General features: G+C 40.8%; 18 protein-coding genes and 1 pseudogene. 7 read left to right on the forward strand and 12 right to left on the reverse strand.

The genetic code is table 11. The features are described 5' to 3' along the window. Positions 1–674: 674 nt before the first annotated feature. Positions 675–1678, reverse strand: a pseudogene (locus ACHZBG_RS07025) (transposase). On the opposite strand from ACHZBG_RS07025, the gene ACHZBG_RS07030 reads away from it, so the two are divergent. The 4 genes from ACHZBG_RS07030 (at position 1586) to ACHZBG_RS07045 (ending at position 3579) form a co-directional block, all read left to right on the forward strand. Then, positions 1586–2185, forward strand: a complete 600-nt coding sequence (locus tag ACHZBG_RS07030) for a hypothetical protein (RefSeq protein ID WP_394699381.1) — start codon at positions 1586–1588, stop codon at positions 2183–2185. The pseudogene ACHZBG_RS07025 and the gene ACHZBG_RS07030 overlap by 93 nt on opposite strands. A 286-nt stretch (positions 2186–2471) precedes the next feature. Then, entirely contained in the window at positions 2472–2870 is a 399-nt protein-coding gene (locus tag ACHZBG_RS07035; RefSeq protein ID WP_320128739.1) for a hypothetical protein, read from the forward strand. 171 nt (positions 2871–3041) lie between these two features. After that, positions 3042–3281: a transposase gene (locus tag ACHZBG_RS07040; RefSeq protein WP_394699345.1), complete on the forward strand. Its 240-nt coding sequence runs from the start codon at positions 3042–3044 to the stop codon at positions 3279–3281. A gap of 10 nt (positions 3282–3291) precedes the next feature. Continuing rightward, a complete protein-coding gene (locus ACHZBG_RS07045; protein WP_394699379.1) occupies positions 3292–3579 on the forward strand; it encodes a hypothetical protein in 288 nt (95 codons plus the stop codon). Positions 3580–4134: 555 nt separating this feature from the next. Here ACHZBG_RS07045 and wecB read toward each other — a convergent pair. From wecB to ACHZBG_RS07085, 8 genes are read right to left on the reverse strand one after another with little or no spacing between them, the layout of a single operon-like run. After that, entirely contained in the window at positions 4135–5304 is a 1170-nt protein-coding gene (gene wecB, locus ACHZBG_RS07050) for a non-hydrolyzing UDP-N-acetylglucosamine 2-epimerase (protein WP_320128741.1), read from the reverse strand. A 3-nt stretch (positions 5305–5307) separates the two neighbouring features. After that, positions 5308–6417: a capsular polysaccharide biosynthesis protein CapF gene (locus ACHZBG_RS07055; RefSeq protein WP_320128742.1), complete on the reverse strand. Its 1110-nt coding sequence runs from the start codon at positions 6415–6417 to the stop codon at positions 5308–5310. Then, entirely contained in the window at positions 6417–7439 is a 1023-nt protein-coding gene (locus ACHZBG_RS07060; protein WP_320128743.1) for a polysaccharide biosynthesis protein, read from the reverse strand. The genes ACHZBG_RS07055 and ACHZBG_RS07060 overlap by 1 nt, the downstream gene beginning before the upstream one ends. A 1-nt stretch (position 7440) precedes the next feature. Further along, positions 7441–8676 carry a glycosyltransferase family 4 protein gene (locus tag ACHZBG_RS07065; protein WP_320128744.1) on the reverse strand — a complete coding sequence of 412 codons (1236 nt, stop codon included), beginning with the start codon at positions 8674–8676 and terminating at the stop codon, positions 7441–7443. Continuing rightward, positions 8676–9872, reverse strand: coding sequence for an ATP-grasp domain-containing protein (locus ACHZBG_RS07070; protein WP_320128745.1), 1197 nt, complete (start codon positions 9870–9872; stop codon positions 8676–8678). Before ACHZBG_RS07070 ends, ACHZBG_RS07065 begins: the two co-directional genes overlap by 1 nt. 31 nt (positions 9873–9903) lie before the next feature. Then, complete coding sequence (locus tag ACHZBG_RS07075) at positions 9904–10521, reverse strand: sugar transferase (protein ID WP_320128746.1); 618 nt, start codon at positions 10519–10521, stop codon at positions 9904–9906. Between the two features lie 9 nt (positions 10522–10530). Further along, positions 10531–11538 (reverse strand): NAD(P)-dependent oxidoreductase, encoded by a 1008-nt coding sequence (locus tag ACHZBG_RS07080; RefSeq protein WP_320128747.1) that lies wholly within the window; start codon positions 11536–11538, stop codon positions 10531–10533. Then, positions 11535–12737 carry a DegT/DnrJ/EryC1/StrS aminotransferase family protein gene (locus ACHZBG_RS07085; RefSeq protein ID WP_320128748.1) on the reverse strand — a complete coding sequence of 401 codons (1203 nt, stop codon included), beginning with the start codon at positions 12735–12737 and terminating at the stop codon, positions 11535–11537. The genes ACHZBG_RS07080 and ACHZBG_RS07085 overlap by 4 nt, the downstream gene beginning before the upstream one ends. A 105-nt stretch (positions 12738–12842) precedes the next feature. On the opposite strand from ACHZBG_RS07085, the gene ACHZBG_RS07090 reads away from it, so the two are divergent. Genes ACHZBG_RS07090 through ACHZBG_RS07100 form a run of 3 tightly spaced genes read left to right on the forward strand, consistent with a single transcriptional unit; the run spans position 12843 to position 13687 of the window. Beyond that, positions 12843–13154, forward strand: a complete 312-nt coding sequence (locus ACHZBG_RS07090; protein WP_394699346.1) for a helix-turn-helix domain-containing protein — start codon at positions 12843–12845, stop codon at positions 13152–13154. Further along, the gene (locus ACHZBG_RS07095) at positions 13138–13404 is read left to right on the forward strand and encodes a helix-turn-helix transcriptional regulator (RefSeq protein ID WP_320128749.1); all 267 of its coding nucleotides are present in this window, start codon (positions 13138–13140) and stop codon (positions 13402–13404) included. The genes ACHZBG_RS07090 and ACHZBG_RS07095 overlap by 17 nt, the downstream gene beginning before the upstream one ends. Beyond that, positions 13388–13687, forward strand: a complete 300-nt coding sequence (locus ACHZBG_RS07100; RefSeq protein WP_320128750.1) for a hypothetical protein — start codon at positions 13388–13390, stop codon at positions 13685–13687. Before ACHZBG_RS07095 ends, ACHZBG_RS07100 begins: the two co-directional genes overlap by 17 nt. A 613-nt stretch (positions 13688–14300) precedes the next feature. Here ACHZBG_RS07100 and ACHZBG_RS07105 read toward each other — a convergent pair. The 3 genes from ACHZBG_RS07105 to aroE all read right to left on the reverse strand — a co-directional run bounded on the left by ACHZBG_RS07105 (position 14301) and on the right by aroE (position 18503). Further along, complete coding sequence (locus ACHZBG_RS07105; RefSeq protein ID WP_320128751.1) at positions 14301–16115, reverse strand: nucleoside-diphosphate sugar epimerase/dehydratase; 1815 nt, start codon at positions 16113–16115, stop codon at positions 14301–14303. Positions 16116–17056: 941 nt separating this feature from the next. Continuing rightward, positions 17057–17584 carry a transcription termination/antitermination NusG family protein gene (locus tag ACHZBG_RS07110; RefSeq protein ID WP_320128752.1) on the reverse strand — a complete coding sequence of 176 codons (528 nt, stop codon included), beginning with the start codon at positions 17582–17584 and terminating at the stop codon, positions 17057–17059. 34 nt (positions 17585–17618) lie between these two features. Beyond that, on the reverse strand, positions 17619–18503 hold the full coding sequence (gene aroE / locus ACHZBG_RS07115) for a shikimate dehydrogenase (protein WP_320128753.1): 885 nt from the start codon (positions 18501–18503) through the stop codon (positions 17619–17621). Between the last annotated feature and the right edge of the window lie 110 nt (positions 18504–18613).

The following is an 18613-nucleotide window of genomic DNA, read 5'->3' on the forward strand; positions in this document are numbered from 1 at the left end:
CTACCGGAGGTAGTTATTCTTGGTAATTGATTCACAGATTAATACCACTATAGGATCCATGGCTAATAATTAAAGATAGCGAGTAAAGCGATTAATAAAAATATATTGACTGTAATCCTCACAATATTTTGTATAAACGATGGAAAAAGTCTCATATTTGATACAATGGTTCTGATATTCTTACCAGCGCAATTTCAAAGAGAATTAGACTTCCACTTCTTTCAGTTCCATATTAATCTTGGCATATTTCAGTGAGGCGTAGAAATTTCCGACCAAATGTTTTCAGTTTCTAGGAATATTACATCCGATAGACCATTCAGTATTTTGTTCTTGCATCTATTGGATAAGATAGATTTCTTGCCTGCGATGAGTCAGGCAAAGCCTGCCAAGGATTTGTAATATGCCTTGTTTCAGCGATCTTGCTACGCGATAAGCAGAACTTTTAAAATTCCTAATATAAGCTTCATATTGATTTTATTAGCCTTCTTCACCTGCTTGCTATAAATTTGAAAGCAAGATTCCCCCAATCTCCTTATAAGGTTAAGTGGTACCAACACAGTTATAGTGACTACTCAAAATGCAAATTAAATTTTTCAGAGAAATGGTTCTAGTCAATAAATTGGTAGTACGATGATAATCTCTCATTCATATGAGGTATTTGAAAAAAGTTGGGTTCATGAGATTTTCTTGTGGGATTTCTGTTCCTTCGCATTCAGCATCTTTCGTTTCTCAATGACCTGGTCGAGTGACCTGTGCTTGGGATTTCGCCTGCTCCTGTCCCAAAGCTTGAGGAAGAAATATTCGGTATCCCTATAGCCATAGGCCTGCCTCCGCACTGTCTTGATCATGTTATTGGTTCCCTCCAACGGACCGTTGGAGACAGGGAAGCGGACACGCGAGACGATGCCATCCATTCTGGATCGAATCATTTTGTTGAATGCCCCGAGCATCGGTATCTGCGCGACATAGCTTCCCGAGAGCCGCAACCATTGCTCGAGGCCGTCCCTCATGGATTGCCCGTCGGTGCTTTCGAGCCCGGCTTTCAGCTGGTCGCCCAAGAAGAATGCCAGGTTCAGGTCCTGGTCCTCCCCCAGTATCTCCTCGAGCCTCCTCTCGTTGCGTATCGACCACTTGTGCTCGCCCTCCGGCATGGGAAGCCCCTTTCCCTCATACTTGTCCGCCAGTTCCCTGTTGTGTTCCCGGGCTATCCCGTCCTTCTTCATCAGGGCCTTCCTGCTGCTGGTTATCACATACCGGCTACCCTTGAGCGAGGCATATTTCCTCCCTGCCTCCTGGATGGACAGTCTCAGTTCGGCGATTTCCGCCAGCAAGGCCTGCTTCCTTTCCGGCGGGGCACCGTTGCAGGCCTTCCTCAGCCTGGCGCAACGGGCCTTGCACTGGGCGATTCCCTCGCGCAAGCGGTTCTGCTCGAGCCTCCTCAGTTCCGTCAATATCCGTTCGTTGAAGTTCTTGACGATGTGGAATGCATCATAGACTATATGGATATGGGGATACAGGCTTTTCACGGCCTGCAATACTGGGCGTTCATGTCCATTGATATCGATCGCACCCTCGCCATCCATGCATGGCCGACCTTGCCGAAGAAATGCAGCAGCTGCCTCTCTCCGTTGCCTTCCTCCAAGAACAATATCTCCCCTGTCTGCCAGTCAAGCACCACGGTGGCATACCGGTGCCCCTTGTGCAGGGAGAATTCGTCGACGCACAGATGGGCGCTGTAATGGGTGGGCAGCATCTGCCCGTACTTGCCTTGCAGCATGGACTTGTCGATCTCCCTGACCAGCTTGCGATTGGTATGGAGTGCGGTGGCAAGCCCCTTGACTGTCATGTCCGCATGGCTGAGGAATCCTTCCACCATGCTCTGGAAGCAAGTGGTGGCGAAGTGCCCGGGTTGCTTGAAGGGAATCGGTTGGCAGCAGGTCCTGTGGCATCCCGTGCACAGGTATTGCTCGTAGCCCACCTCCAGGATGATCTTCCTGTTTCCCAGGCTCAGGTGGTGCAGCAGGATGTCCAGATGCTGGTTGACGTGCATCTTTGCCTGGCAATGCGGGCAGCACGCGGGCAGGGGACTTGTCATTCTCCCGTGGATGGTTTCAACGATGACAAGACCGGACTCGGTCTCTTTTCCCTTGATAGTTGCAGGGCCTGTCACCAGGAAATCTGGTAAATGCAGGATGGAATTGGTATACTGGTCCACGGGCGTCCTTCCTTGTTAGCTTGATTTGTTGTTACTTCAATACTAACAGAAGGATTGCCCTCTTTCTATTTCTCAATGGTTAGTTGCTTTCTATTCTTTTCTCAATTCCCACAGATTTTTCCCATGAACCAAAAGTTGCTTGTAAGACAATATGAAGTGACCCCCTAAGTTTACAAAACCGTGAATTCGGCTGCATGCTTAGGAAAAAATAATTACCTTGCATGAGCAGCCTTAGCCTATGCAAATGGAGGTCACTATGGAAAGAATAGCTTACATCAGTATTGACGTCTATAAGGGCACAAATAGTGCATTCATGTTTTATCGGGATTTCAGCAACAATCCATGCTATTACGAAATTGGTATAGTTTCCTCAGGCGCTGCACCAATGGTCAAAGCAATCAAAAAAGCAATGACAAACTGCAATCTTGATTCAAGTTTCGAAATCCATATAGGTTATGAAGCAGGACCAACAGGTTACGGTCTTTGTAAATCACTCCAACCCCACGGAGACGACTGTGTAATCATGGCCCCTACAACAATCAAGAAAGCACCTGGCGAAAGGACCAAGACCGACCGCCGTGATGCTAGGATGCTTACCATGGCTCTTGCCACAGATGCATACAAATCAGTTTACATACTGGACGATGAAGATTAGGCTACACGGGAATTCACTCGTGCAAGAAACACGTTGAAAGGACATCTAAAGAAAGCAAAACATCAATTGCTTTCTTTCCTGTTAAGGCTTGGGCGTTCATATCCTGATTCCGGAAATAGTTGGACCCAGAAATATATGAGATGGCTGGAATCACTGAAATTCAATGATCCAATGCTGCAATATTCATTTCAGACCTATCTCCAAGAAATCAAAGACCTTGGGATCAAGATCGATATGATGGACAAAATAATAGAGGACATATCCAATCAAGAACGCTACAAGGATAAAGTTGACAAGTTAGTATGTTTTACTGGAGTCGAAACTCACACTGCATTGACACTTGTCTGTGAAGTTGGTGATTTCAATCGTTTTCCTTCAGCAAAAGATTTTTCAAGTTACATTGATCTTTGACTAAGGCCAGATATCCAGCGGAAAGCATATTCAATACACTGGCATTACAAGAACTGGTAATTCAAGAGTCCGAACATTACTTGTTGAAGCTACGAAAGGCATCAAGCGTTCAAATCCATATAAAAAATTCTGGAGAATATCGAGCCGACAACAAGGAAAAAGTCCTGAAATAATTGCTTATACGGACCGCAGAACCAAACAAATCAAAAGAAGAAAGCAAAATTTTGAATGCAATCGTTGCAACTGCAGCAGGAGCAAGAGAGCTTGCCCGCTTCGTATGGGGAATGATGACAAGTAATATTGCCTGACTTCATATAAAGATGAGGGGAAAGATTCAGTTATCTTCGATGACGCTTTGAGACAAAAGAGCTACTTTTGATCCTCGTTGTAAGACTGACAGAACTTTTGGCGAACCATTGACCTATACCACGAATATCAGAGTGGTCAAGTGCCGAATAACTGCTAGTCCTTCCTCTCATCAGTTTTTGTTGACACCGGTCACATCATATCAGCGTCTTTTCTTCATCTCGTACTGAATAATTATTATCGTCCTATTTTTTTCTGGATGATAATGATAGTAAAAGCTAATTTCCCGTTTTATAGAGTCCAACATTCTAATTTTGAACTGCTACCCATTTAGGATACAGTAGTGATTGCTAATAGTGTCATCATCTTTGGTGGATGATAAGTTAAATGTGTTACCTTTTAGTGTTTTTAGTACTCTTGTAAGAAGGTAACAGCTGGCGAAATGACAACCAAACAGAAAAAGCTTTCTGAAGCCTTTAGTTTTCTTATGACATTATAGATATGAAAACTCAGGATTTCAGGTTTCATGACACAGTCCATGCTTTTCCTAATCAGAAGGTTGAAACCACAAAATATCAGATAAACAACTTCTATTTTTTCTCCACACTGTCTCATTCACAATCTTCGCATAACTCTGTATCAACTTGACTACCTTTACTGAAACATTAGTGTCATGGTAATCGTCTGGCATTTCCAGCGGTTCTTGGTTTTCTCTCATTGAAACAGCCATCTCAAGAGCTTGCTCAACATTACTTCCAGTTATTCCGCCGATGACAATTGTTCCCTTGTCCAATACCTCAGGTCGTTCAGTGCTGGTTCTTATCAAAACACCAGCAAACCCAAGCATCGCTGATTCTTCACTAAGCGTTCCACTGTCAGAAAGCACACAAAAAGCATTCATCTGCAGTTTGTTATAATCAAGAAATCCAAAGGGTTTGAGGCTCTGAACTAGAGGATGAAATTTGAAATTCCTCTGTTCAATAAACTTTTTGCTCCTGGGATGTGTGCTGTAGATAACAGGCATCTGGTATTTCTCTGCAATGTTGTTGATTGCTGTCATCAATGACATGAAGTGCTCTTCATTATCTATATTCTCTTCCCTATGGGCTGAGACAAGAATGTACTTGTTGGGAACTAGATTCATTCTTTCAAGAACATCGCTTTTTAAGATGTTTTCCATATGATTGTTCAAAACTTCCCTCATGGGAGATCCTGTAACAAAAATAGTCTTTCCATCAAGACCTTCTGAGAGAAGGTATCTGCGGGAATGTTCTGTATAGGGCATATTGATATCGCTGATATGATCAACTATTTTTCGGTTAATCATCTCACTTACATTCCAGTCCCAGCAACGGTTTCCTGCTTCCATGTGGAAGATGGGAACCTTCAAACGCTTTGCACTGATTGCGGCGAGCGCACTGTTGGTATCCCCAAGTATCAATAAAGCATCTGGCTTCTCTTTCTGGATGACCTCATAGCTCTTGGCAATAATGTTCCCCATGGTCTCACCCAAATTCTTTCCTACACTATCCAGATAGTAATCGGGCTCGCGAAGTTGCAAATCCTCGAAGAACACCTGGTTGAGGGTATAATCCCAGTTCTGTCCTGTGTGAACCAATATATGGTTAAAATATTTATCACAGCATTTAAGAACAGCACTCGACCGAATTATCTCAGGCCTTGTGCCGAGAATGGTCATTACTTTCATTTTTTCCATGGTTCACACCTTCTCAAAATAGGTATCGGGTTTCTCTTGGTTAAAAACTTCATTAGCCCACATGAAGGTCACTAAATCGGAATTGCCTTCATTAATAATATTATGGGTATACCCTGTAGGTATATCGACTACCTCTATTTTGTCACCACTGACATGGTAGTCAATCACAGCATCAGTTCCAATCTTTCTGAACTGGATTAGGGCTTTGCCTTGTACCACCACAAACTTCTCGTTCTTGGTATGGTGCCAATGGTTTCCCTTGGTAATTCCAGGCTTGGAAATATTGACTGAAAATTGGCCTCGGTCTTCTGTCCTTATAATCTCAGTAAAGGATCCTCTTTGGTCAATATTCATCTTCAAAGGATAGCTAAATTGATCTTCCGGAAGGTAACTTAGATACGTACTGTACAATACCTTCTCGAAGGAATTTCCCATATTGGGAACTGACAGAGTCTTCCTGCTTTCCTTGAATTGGGTAAGCAGAGTAACTATCTTGCCAAGCTTTACCGTATGGACGGTTGGAATGGAGCAATACGAACCATCAGAGAGGACATCAGCATTCATTGCCTTTATAAAACTGTCTACGACATCATCAATATACACAAGGTTCAGAATAACTTCGGGGTCATTGACCGTTATGGGCAAATCCCTGGCTATATTATTGCAGAACGTTGCCACTGCACTGTTGTAGTTAGGCCTACACCATTTTCCAAAGACATTGGGAAGTCGAAAAACATATACTTTGGCACCTGTTTCTTTTCCATAGGAAAACATCAGGTCTTCTCCTGCCTTCTTGCTCTGCCCATACGGATTATTCAAAGCTGCCTGGATTGAAGAAGATATTAAAACAGGAGCAATATTGTGATGTTTCTTCAGAGAATCAAGGAGAACACTGGTAAACCCGAAATTCCCTTCCATGAACTCCTTCTCATCCTTCGGCCGGTTAACACCTGCTAGATGAAAGACAAAGTTACAGGAAGCACAATACACATCAAGCAATGCAGGATCAGTGTCGATATCAAATAGGTAAAGGTCGTTAAACCCTCTGTTTTTTAATTCACAGACAAGATTCTTTCCGACAAAGCCATTTGCTCCGGTTATCAGAATCTTCATCAGCGATTCTCCCATGCCTTCAATTCTTCCTGAATATATTTCAGGGTAATGAGTTTTTCCTTGATCTGTTCTACAGTCAGTAACTGAGTATTGGAAGAATTGAACTCGGTCAGTACATTCCGTTTCTCGTTTCCCTTCTTGAAGTAATTATCATAGTTCAAATCACGGTTATCAGCAGGAACCCTGTAGAAATTACCAAGATCCATGGCATTTGCACACTCTTCGTTGGTAAGCAAAGTCTCATACATCTTTTCCCCATGCCTAATACCGATTACTTTGGTATCACACTCAGAATGAAAGAGTTCTTTGACAGCTTGAGCCAAGTCACCGATAGTACTAGCAGGGGCTTTCTGAACCAGAATATCACCAGTATGAGCATGTTCGAAGGCATACAAAACTAAATCAACGGCTTCTTCCAACGTCATGATGAACCTGGTCATATTCGGTTCTGTCACGGTAATAGGTTTACCTGCCTTAATCTGCTCGACAAACAGTGGAACAACTGACCCTCTGGAACACAGCACATTGCCGTACCTTGTTCCACAGATGAGAGTCTTGTCCTCTGAAACCGTACGGGACTTCGCAACAAAGACTTTTTCCATCATGGCCTTGGATGTTCCCATGGCGTTGATGGGATAAGCAGCCTTGTCAGTGGAAAGACAGATGACCTTCTTAACTCCTGCATTAATACAGGCGGTAAGAACGTTATCTGTCCCTATCACATTTGTTTTGACCGCTTCCAAAGGAAAAAACTCACAGGACGGTACTTGTTTCAAGGCAGCTGCGCTAAAGACATAGGCAACACCATTGAGGGCATCACAGATACTCCGATAATCACGGACATCACCGATATAATATTTGATTTTGTCATTATTATACAGGTGTCGCATATCATCCTGTTTCTTCTCATCCCGAGAGAAAATACGGATTTCCTTGATATCAGTATCAAGAAAACGATCTAGAACTGCATTGCCAAAAGATCCTGTACCACCAGTAATTAGGAGCGTTTCATTCTCAAACATATTACTTCCTTTTAAAAGAAATTCTCCTTATAATTTTCACATACTCTGTTGTGCAAATAAAAGAAGAATAATTTTCTTTAACAAAAGCTCTTATCTTCTTTCTTTCATAAGAATAATTATCAATTGCTTCGATAATATTTTCAGCTAGAAGTTCAATCTCTCCAGAAGGACTTATTTTTCCTAATGAATTATTTACAATCATATTACAAAGTTCTGAATCAAGATCAAAATTTGCAATGATAGGTGTACCAGTAGCAAGTATCGAATAGGTTTTACTAGGGACTGAAATATCGCCAAAGCCTGGCAAACAAGAAATCATGGAAAATAATCCTAAACTATATACTTCAGAAACTAATTCCTGAGGTTGTTTTGGATATAATAAAACAAAATGTTGTAACTTATATGACTCAATATAATTTTTAATGGTTACATACTCAGAACCATTTCCAAAAATCACAAAATACACACGTTTTGTAATATTGATTATTTCAAAGGCCTTAATTAATGAAATAATATCTTGAGCAAAGCCAATATTTCCTGCATATGTTATTATAGGATCTTTCTCGGATAATCCAATTTTACGTAAAATACTATTATTCTTATTTTCAACATAATAAACATTATCAAGATTTATCCAATTATGAACAACATCAATTTTTTCTTTTTGCACACCTTTCGCAAGTAAATTATTTTTTAAATCATCAGAAATTACAATAATCTTGTCAGCTTTAAAATATGTGAAGTCCTCTATTTTCCTTCCAATTTTCCAAATAAAAGACCCTTTCTTAGCCATCTTAGCATTAACTAGTGAATCTGGAAATATATCTTGAAGATTATATATAAAAGGCACTTTCAATTTTTTTGCAATTTTAGCAGCCAATATTCCTTGGATAGGAGGTGTACTTGCCGCAAATACAATATCAACATTTTGCTGTTTAATACATTTCCGATATATTTTCAAACTGGACCAAAAATATCTCCACGCTCTGCCTACAGGATTTCTCCCTTCTCTGAATACTGGAATCCGAAATATTTCTAATTTCCCATCAAATTTTTGTTCATATTTTATTTTCTTATATGCAATTCTAGTCTCTTTTGAAACATCTCTTGTAGGCGAAGGAGCAACTATTATATAGTCAAATCCAGCTTGCAAAAAGGCTTCTTCAAGATCCTTATCCAAATGAGAACTGGATACTTGCTCAGGTTCATAATATGCAGTTGGTTTTAGGATTTTCATTAGCTAACCACTTTGTAAACAAAAACTATTTGTTTCATTGCGCTTTCACAATTAAAAATAGCTTCTTCGGCAGTCATACTCTCAGATATTACAAAACCAATCCTATCGGTACTTGACTGTATGTTTTGTATTGAATCTCCTACCTTCTTCATAAAATCAATAACAAAAATACCGGGAACTTTTTTTGCTTCTTCAACTCCCGCAATTTTTTCTATCACGCCTGAATGGGATTCAAAATATCTGATGGCAGCACCTTTGTTCCATTTTAATGAAATATCCGGAACTTCTCCTAAGGCAATCTTAATACAACATTCTACCATATCTACTCCGGTTGAGAGAGGAACCAAATGAGTTGTTATACAATCGCCCCCAAGACGAGCGCCCAACTCAACAATCTTTGCTCCATCACGTGTTACAATAATTTCAGTATGAGAAGGTCCGTCCTTAATTCCAATAGCTTTTACGGCCTGTATAGCAACATCTTTAATATCATTTTGCATTTCTTCAACTAAATGAGTAGGTTGAGAATGCCCCATTTCAACGAAAAAAGGAGCTCCGGTTGTCATTTTATCTGTAATTTGAATGATATGAACTTCTCCGTCAAGACTTATTGTCTCAACACTAACTTCTGGTCCTTTCATATACTCTTCGACAACAATATCACCACTTCTTGAGAACTCTTTACTATGATGAAAAGCTTCCTCCACTGAAATTGTATTACTAGTATCTTGTATTAAATACACCCCACGACTTCCTGAATTATCTGCTGGTTTTACAATACAAGATTGAAAGGCACTAATGACTTTATAATATTGATCAAGCTCACACACTCTATAATATCGTGGTATTGGAACATTATGTTCTTTAAGACATTTACGCATCTCTGCTTTATTTGTGGCTTTTAGCGCAGTATCTTCTGAAATACCAACCAATCCCATTTCTTTTGCAACTGCAGCAACCGTTTTCATTGGCATGTCACTGGCAAGGGTCATAATACCATTAATTTGGTTTTTTTTTGCAGCTTCAATAACTTTTGGAATATCAATTGTACTAATAACTTCACATACATCTGCTATTGTGAAACCTATTGCATCTCGGTTCATATCCACCACAACAGTTTCTAAACCCATTTGTTTAGCTTTCTTAATGGCTGGCAATTGAAGAATACTTGCACCAAGAATCATTATTTTTTTCATCTATTACACCTAGATAATTTATCAGAAATTATTACTTTCTAGCAGTATCTTCACTATCTAAAATTTCTGTTCGATAAATATTTTTCGAAGTCAAAACAGACTTAATCGTTAATAGCAAAATTTTAACATCAAAGAAAAAAGACATATGCTTTACATAAAAGATATCATTCTTTAACTTTTCTTTAGTAGATACAGAGTTACGATTCACTGCTTGATTATAGCCAGTAATTCCAGGGCGAACTTGAAGAATAACTTTTTCCTCATCTGTATAATGGCTTAACCACATTGCAGAGTCCGGTCTAGGTCCAATAAATGTCATATCCCCTTTCAACACGTTTATTAATTGAGGAATCTCGTCTATAGAAGTTTTTCTTATAAATTTCCCTACTTTAGTAACTCTTGAATCATTTTCACCATTATAAGTAGACCCATCTTCAAAACGAATATCAGGAGCACCTACTTTCATGGAACGAAATTTTAACATATTAAATATCTGCCCATTCCGTCCAATTCTTTTAGCATAAAAAATAATAGGACCTTTATCCTCAATCTTTATTGCTATAGCAATAATTAAATACAAAACTATAAAAAAAGGGAAAAGAGCTAATGCAACAAAGAAACTAATGAATCTTTTTACAAAACTATACATATAAAATCCTCAGTATTTAAACAAAGTCTGGAATTTTTTCATTTCTAAATCTTTTTTATAGTCTTTCATCATAACTTCAAAATTTGAATATTGGGGAATAAAACCAAAATCTCTTTTTGCTTTATCCATACTAAATAAATATGATGGGGTGTTATTTTTTGCATTGAGGTCAAATCTGATCTGAGATTTTTTTCCATCCAATGGAGCGAACAATTCAGAAATAACTTCTGCTTGCCTTTTTAGTGTTACACCAACTCCTGAAGTCATATTATAAAGACCATATGTTTTATCACTTTTTATTGCCAGATAAAAAGCATGCGCTACATCTTTGACATATACTACATCACGGCTCAAACTACCATCACCATGAATTATAATATCTTCACCCGCAGAAGCCTTATCTATAAATATTTTCAAACCAGATTTGACCAATGCCCCATTTACATATAGTGAATCATGGGGACCAACACCGTAAACTGGAGGAAGCCTAAACCAAGCATTTTTCATGTTGTGTTGTTGATTATAGTATTCCATTGTATCACAGGCAGCATTCTTAGATAATACATAAGCCGCATGATCACCTACAAGCTTATATCCCCTGGGCTCATCTTCAATTATAGCCTTATCAGCATTCCAAGAATTGAAAACATCAGCATATGAAGATGTTGAAATTATACGATTGATTTTATTTAATCGACAATACTCTAGAATATTAATCGTTCCAATAGTATTTACCATGAAATAATCAGCTATATTCTCATCTTCATCCAAATTTACTGCTGCATTAGCAGGAAGTAAACCAGCCAACAAGATTACACCCTCGATATTCCGAGTAGGTAACTTGTTAAAATCTGATTTAATCATAAGATCTAGATTGATATACTTAACCCCAAGGTTATCATAATGTTCTTTAAATTTATTATTTCTTCCAGTAACAATAACTTCGCACTTCTGTTTCAACAATTCTTCAACGACATAAATCCCAATAAAACTTGAAGCACCAATGACAATAATCATTTTTTACTCCTTTGAAAAACATCAGCAAAAAAATTTACAATCAAATTGATATCTTTATTTGAAAGCAACGTATGTAATGGCAAAGTAATTTCATTCTCAAACTGATTATAGGCATTTGGAAAGTCTTTTATATCAAAACCTAATTTCTTATATGCAGTATGCATGGGAAGAGGTTTATAATGCACATTGGTCGCAATACCAACTTCAGCCATTTTTATAATAAAATCATTCCTTTGCTGCACGGAATATCCATTAAGCCTAAGCAAATACAGGTGACCACTTGATTGATAGATTTCGGTGAAATGTTGCAATACGGATACTGGCAAATCCTTGAATGCAGTATCATACATTCCAATTATTTCCCTGCGTCTTTCCAATAATTGAGGATACCGTTTCAATTGGGCAAGACCAATTGATGCCATAATATCTGTCATATTGCATTTATAGGCAGGGTATACAATGTCATATTCCCAAGAACCTAAGGTTGTCTTGGCCAAAGCATCTTTACTTTGTCCATGCAATGACAACAATTGTATTTCATGGTACAGAAATTCATTGTCCAGTCCATCACGATCTTTCCAAGTCAACGCGCCACCTTCAGCAGTGGTAAGGTTCTTGACCGCATGAAAAGAAAATGCCGTAAAATCTGCAACAGAACCTGCAATTTGGTCTTTATAAAAGGCCCCTAGAGCGTGAGCTGCATCAGCGAGTACGACTACTCGGTTAAAAGCTTCTTGGATTGCATTGCTAGGAGAAAACAAACTCTTTTTCTCATCCAGAATAGAGAAAATTCTTTCATAGTCGCACATAACCCCTGCCAAATCAACAGGAATAATGACTTTTGTCTTGTTTGTAATTGCTTGGCTAACTTTTTCATAATCGAGATGGAACGAACCAGGTGCAACGTCGACCAATATCGGAGTAGCCCCAACATGGATAATTGGACTACAAGAAGCTGTGTACGTATAAGCACTTGTAATGACTTCATCACCAGGACCAACTCCTAAAAGATACAAAGCCAATTCCAATGCTGCTGTTGCAGAGTTCAAACAACAGACTTTACTTGTATGACAGAATTGAGCAAGTTGCTTTTCAAAGAGTTTTGTCTTAGGTCCCGTGGTAATCCACCCTGATTTTAAGGTATCAACAACTTCATCAATTTCTGCTTGAGTTATATCGGGAGGAGAAAAAGAAATCATAATTTCATCTCCAATTTAAGAAAATTTGAAAATCGTAGAAATCTCATCACTTTTTTGAAGCAATCCCTCCACTTTTTCTTCTTCTCTTGCTTGGAGGCATTACTTATGAATTATCAATTGGCTCTTATTACATTTCTTCAGGAACAAAACAAAACTGTTTCAGATCTTTCCCTAGCTACAGGCTTTTCGGAACGCTGGCTTCATTCTGTTTGCTGCAATAGCTCGTGGACTCCCCGTCTCGATACCCTGCTCACTATTTGCAAGGCTTTGTGTATCGACATTGCAGATTTTCTCAGCCTAGCAGGCGATACAAAATCAGAGGCAATGAGCGAAGGGGTCACACACACACACACACACACACACACACACACACACACACACACACACACACACACACACAGTGGTACAAGGAATTAGCCCATATCAAGTAACACATGCCCTACGAGCAATTCGCCTCGAGAAAAATCTTTCCGAGTCAAGACTCTCTTCCATAACCCAATTCCAAATCAGCTCGATCAGCTTTCGTGAAAGTAATCGTTACCAGAGCTACCCTACCTTGAGTACCCTGGAAATCTATTGCAACGCCTATACAATCAGCATAGCCGAATTTCTGCAACGTGCAGCGCAGTTCCAGACAGAAGGAGAGCAATATGCAGTATCTTTCTAGAAAGCAAATAAACCTCATAGTGCAAAAAAAAGTCTTTCAACCATATCTGAGCGGAAATCTACCCCATCGTCTGGAACATGACAAGTTTTACTACCTGACCCTAACCGAAGCTGCCTTGTTCCTTGGCTTCAACCCCCCGGATTTCAAGGACTTCTTTGAAACCTACCTGGAGAAAATCCCCCATACAGTCCTTGGTAACTGCATCGTCTTCGAACGAAACACCCTGGCAGTATGGTATGCACATACAGTACTGCCAGTACTCAATGAAGCCTCGAATACGTAAAGAACAGGTTTTTCTTTATTTTGAATATTGCTCAGCATTTCTTATATAACTTCCAGAAAGAGAAACGCAAAAGCATACGCAATCCATCGAGTTTGGGATTGGCAAGGATAGCACCACGCAGCTTCACAAAGTAGTACATCCCAGGTTGCTACCCTTGCCAATCAATAACCAAAATTCAAAATAATTTCTCTTAAATAAAACGAATGAATACAAAGCAGGGGGAGCGCAAGCTGGCAAAAGATCCAATTGGCGCACTGAATACGACTAACACAATCAATAATTGATGTAAAACATTTCATCATCTTCATAGGCACCTCACTTTTTGGGGAAATACTTGATTTACTTTTTCTTGTTGCAAAAATCTGCCAACCTATCAAAAGGAAAATCAGCACACCAAGTGAGAATCCAACCAAACCAGCAATCCCTCTGGAAGCAGGTGATACCCCTGCTTTCTATTCATTAATAAAAACAAATAATTCATTTTTTATATTTATATAGCTGTCAAAACTTACTCTTTAAGTAAACCTTTTTTCAAATCTTAATACATTCGTACAACAAACTTGCATTGCCACATGAATTCATTACCTATTTCTTACAGTCTTTTGTTCTAGTCCTAGAACATAGCCTTGCATTTCTCGTATGTGAATTCAGGGACCAGTTGTTGCAACTCTTCCAGAAGTGTTTCAGTTGAATCGTCATACAAAGCATCATAAATAGGCTGGAATGCTTCCGGAGTCAATACATGGTTTTCCAGCTTCGCCTTGAAGACCAACTTGTCCTCAGTGGGAATGGTAGTGTCCTTGCTTGCCATAAGCTCCTCAAAGAGCTTCTCGCCAGGTCTGAGACCCGTGACAATTACCTGACTCCTGCCATCTCCATAGTATTTTATCAGCTTCTGGGCAAAGTCATAAATCTTGACTGGCTGGCCCATATCCAGGACCATGACCTCTCCGCCCTTGGCCATGGAAGCGGCCTTGAAGACCAAGCCTACGGCTTCGGGAATAGCCATGAAGTACCGAATGATATCTTTATGCGTCACAGTAAGGGGAACCCCGGCCTTTATCTGGTCCATGAAGAGAGGAAGCATGCTTCCCCGACTCCCTATGACATTGCCAAACCGGACACAGACCATCGGAGTCTCGTCAGTTGTCAACATACTGGCAATCTTCTCCACCACACGCTTTGTAGCACCCATGACATTGGTAGGATTGACCGCCTTGTCAGTGGAAATGACCACCACCTTCTCCACCTTATGGTCGCGGGCACTCTTGAGTACATTGTAGGAACCACCCAGGTTGGTCGTAATGGCTTCCTCAGGATAGAGCTCCTGCAAGGGAACATGTTTATAGGCAGCAGCATGGAAAACCAGCTGAGGCTGGAATTTCGTATAGACCATATCAATCTTTTTTGCATTCTTGATGTCACAAATAACAGGGACTATCAAGTCGCTCCATTCCTTTTGGTAGTTATGGAGACTCAAGGACAAATTATGCAAGTCTGTCTCGTCTATATCGAGCAGTATCAACTGCTCAGGGCCATAACCCAGAAGCTGTCGGCAAATCTCGCTTCCTATGCTTCCCCCGGCCCCGGTAACCAAGACCTTCTTGCCCTTTACCATAGCCGCAATAGGTTCACGGTCAATATAGGTAAGAGGCCTTCCAAGCAAGTCAGCATAGTCAAGGGTACGCAAGTCAAATTCCTTCGCTCCCTGCTGAACTTCAAACAAATTCGGAATGACCTTTATCTCGCAACCACATTCCTTGGCCGCATCCACGGCCTTGAACATATGCTCCCGGTCAATTTGGGATATGGCAATGATCAGGACCTCTGCCCTCTGTTCCTGCAAAATCGTATTGAGGTTATCAGAAGAACCCAAGACCTTCGTACCGACAATATAGGAACCTTGCAACGCAGGGTCATCATCCACGAACCCCGTAATGTAGTGGAGCCCCTTCCCTTTTCTGAATTGACGTACTATCGTAGACCCCAATTCCCCGGCACCATAAATAACGGCTCGAGGCAATCCATGGGACCAGTGCATATTTCTCCTATAGAGAAACGTCCGATAGGCAACCCTGCTTCCCATCATGAACAAGAAAGCAGAACCATCCATGACCAGCAGGAACGGAATCCATACAGAAGCGAAAGAATAGAAAATGGCCACCAAAAAAATGCCGATAATACATACCGGCACAAACCCAAGAAGTCCCCTGGAAAGCAAATCCAAGGAACTCTCAGAGATACGAATCCTGTAAAAACGTACAGCAAAAAGAACCAAGAGCATGGAAAACCCATTGGCCAGGACAATTTTCAAGAAAGGATCAGATAAAGAATGCAGCACGATCCAGGAAGAGAGAAGACCACATGCAAATAATATAAGAGCATCGAAGACCATAAGCAAAGCTTGCCGAATCCTGCGATTAACCATTATTTTCCACCCACTTTCTTGTGATTTTGATAGACCTTCCCCAACCCAGATACTGGTAGCTCGGTCATCCTTAAACGCTTCTCTGTCAGGACGAACCTACAAGAGAGAAGACTATGCGAAACATATGACATAAAAGGTAACAATTTAAGCTGTATTGCACTCATACAGAAAGTAGCAACAGAATAACATCCTTTCTACTCTCTGTAAACAACTGGCAAAAGAAATGGATACACTATTACTGCTTCCCCCGTTCTTGAATAGAACCCGTCCGAAAAAATGAATGGCTCTTTTTCTGCATAATAAAGACAGACTTACTGACGATTTGGCCAAGGTCCACCTCTCTTGAGAATTTTCGATTGCTGACTCCATAGTTCTTTGTTTCGGATTAAATACAATAGTATTATTCGATATTTCGAATACAATGTCAACTTTTTTGTCAATATTATATAAAATATTCTCTTAGTTACGAAAATTCGTCTAAAAAGTACTAGCTTTACGCATTATCATTTTTTTTTGAAACAACCGACAAATACCAGGATATATAACACACTTCAAAACACCTCCTAGAGAAAGGCATTCAATCCTGTGGAAAAGAACATCAGGTCCAAGGGAAAAAGACAAACAAGCCTGAATTGACCATGGCTAGAATCATTCAAGAATCAAGATCATGAAAGAACTATAGGCAAGAACATAACACATGCAATATATATCCAAATATTGCCCTAAATCCACTAGCATGAACTGACATACCTTTTCAGGGAACTTAGTACATATCTTATATTTTTATAGGCAAAAAAACACCGTAGGTACGAATCAATCAACTCAGCAACTGCAGGATTGCAGTACCTGTCTTTATTGCTCACCTTACGAATTTCATTCTTGCAACCAAACATACTCTTGCACTCAGCTGCTCCTGAAGCCCATAGCTTCCCATCAGTTGTCTACTCTGCTCCTATGAACTCGACTGGCATGCTCACCCTTCGTACCACCCCTGCAAAGTCGAACTCCACCATGACTCGGGAACCCCTGCGGTCGACACGGACGATGGTGCCGTGCAAATTCATCAAAGGACCTTCCAGTACCTTGATGGGCTCGCCTTCGGTGAAGCTGATCTTCGAAGGCTTGATCACCCCATCGTTGCCCATGATCCAGGCAGCATACTCCTTGTCAGAGGCTCTCAGGCAAATGGTATTGTCCATGTTACGCAAAAAACCATAGGAACCAGGAAGACGCTCCACATCGAGCATACGGGTATCGAGCACCTGCTCGGTAGAAACCATCAGATACCCGGGAAGAATCGGTTGGTCGGTTACCAACTGCCTACCCATCCGACGCTCGAACATCTTGCGCACGGGAAAAAATACCCGTACATCGTTCAGGTCGCCGAATTCCCGGGAAAAATACTTATTGAGGTGGGCGCGGACTTTCACCTCTCCCCCCGTTCTGCAGGCAATACAGTAGTAATTCATAATTTGCCAATACTACCGTAGTTTTTCATGCTTGTCATCCAAGGGAAAAAGCCTTTACCAAAGCCTTGTGCATGACATTCCTGTCAGGTTCCAAACCTATCCATTTCTTGAAGGCAATGGCCCCTTGCTCAACCAACATACCCAGACCATCGATGCAGAGGCAATTATGTTGCTTTGCCCTCTTGAGAAAGAGCGTATCAACCGGGTTGAACACTACATCGCAGGCAATCAACTGTTTCTCGCAAATGGGAAATTGCACATCCACGCAATGCGTTGACGCGAACAGCCCAACAGAAGTTGCCTGGACTACGACATCTGTCGTGGAAGGTATGCTATAGGTTCCTTCCCACTCCTCATAAAACAGCTGCGTAGATGTAATCTTGTCAAGCCGTTTCACCAAGGCAACTGCCCGTTCGGCAGTCCTGTTTACAATCCTGACCTCCCTGGCCTTGGCCAAAACCAATTCAGTGGCGATGGCCCCGGCGGCTCCGCCAGCACCAAGAATGACAACGTCCTTGCCCTCCACACTCCCGCTTTTCTCAACCAAGGAAGATAAGAAACCCTTTCCGTCGGTATTGTCCCCGCTATAGGTGCCATCAGCTTCACGGGTAATGCAATTTACCGCATGGCTGAGAATGGCAGTCTCACTCAGATTATCAAGATATTCCATTACACCTTGCTTATGAGGTGTCGTAACATTCCCGCCTGCAAATTGCAGGGAACGAAGCCCCCACATCGCGCTTGCAAGTTCTTTTTTCTCCACCGTACAGGTAAGATACCTATGTGGCAGATCCAGAGCAAGAAAAGCTTGCTCCATCATATATTGCGTAGGGTTTCCCACAACCGGGGAACCAATGCAAAAGTAAAGGGAAGGAAGGGGCCCTTGCATCAGAGCTCGTAACTCAGTAGTACCTGACATATACTAGCCTCCTCGAAATAGACATGAGTAATTCTACACCAATTTCCCGAAAAAGTACAAAATGACTGAAGACATGACGCAAGTCTTCGAAATACTCTTGCATTTTGTAT

The sequence above is a fragment of the uncultured Sphaerochaeta sp. genome (assembly GCF_963676625.2).
In the GTDB taxonomy this organism is placed as follows: domain Bacteria; phylum Spirochaetota; class Spirochaetia; order Sphaerochaetales; family Sphaerochaetaceae; genus Sphaerochaeta.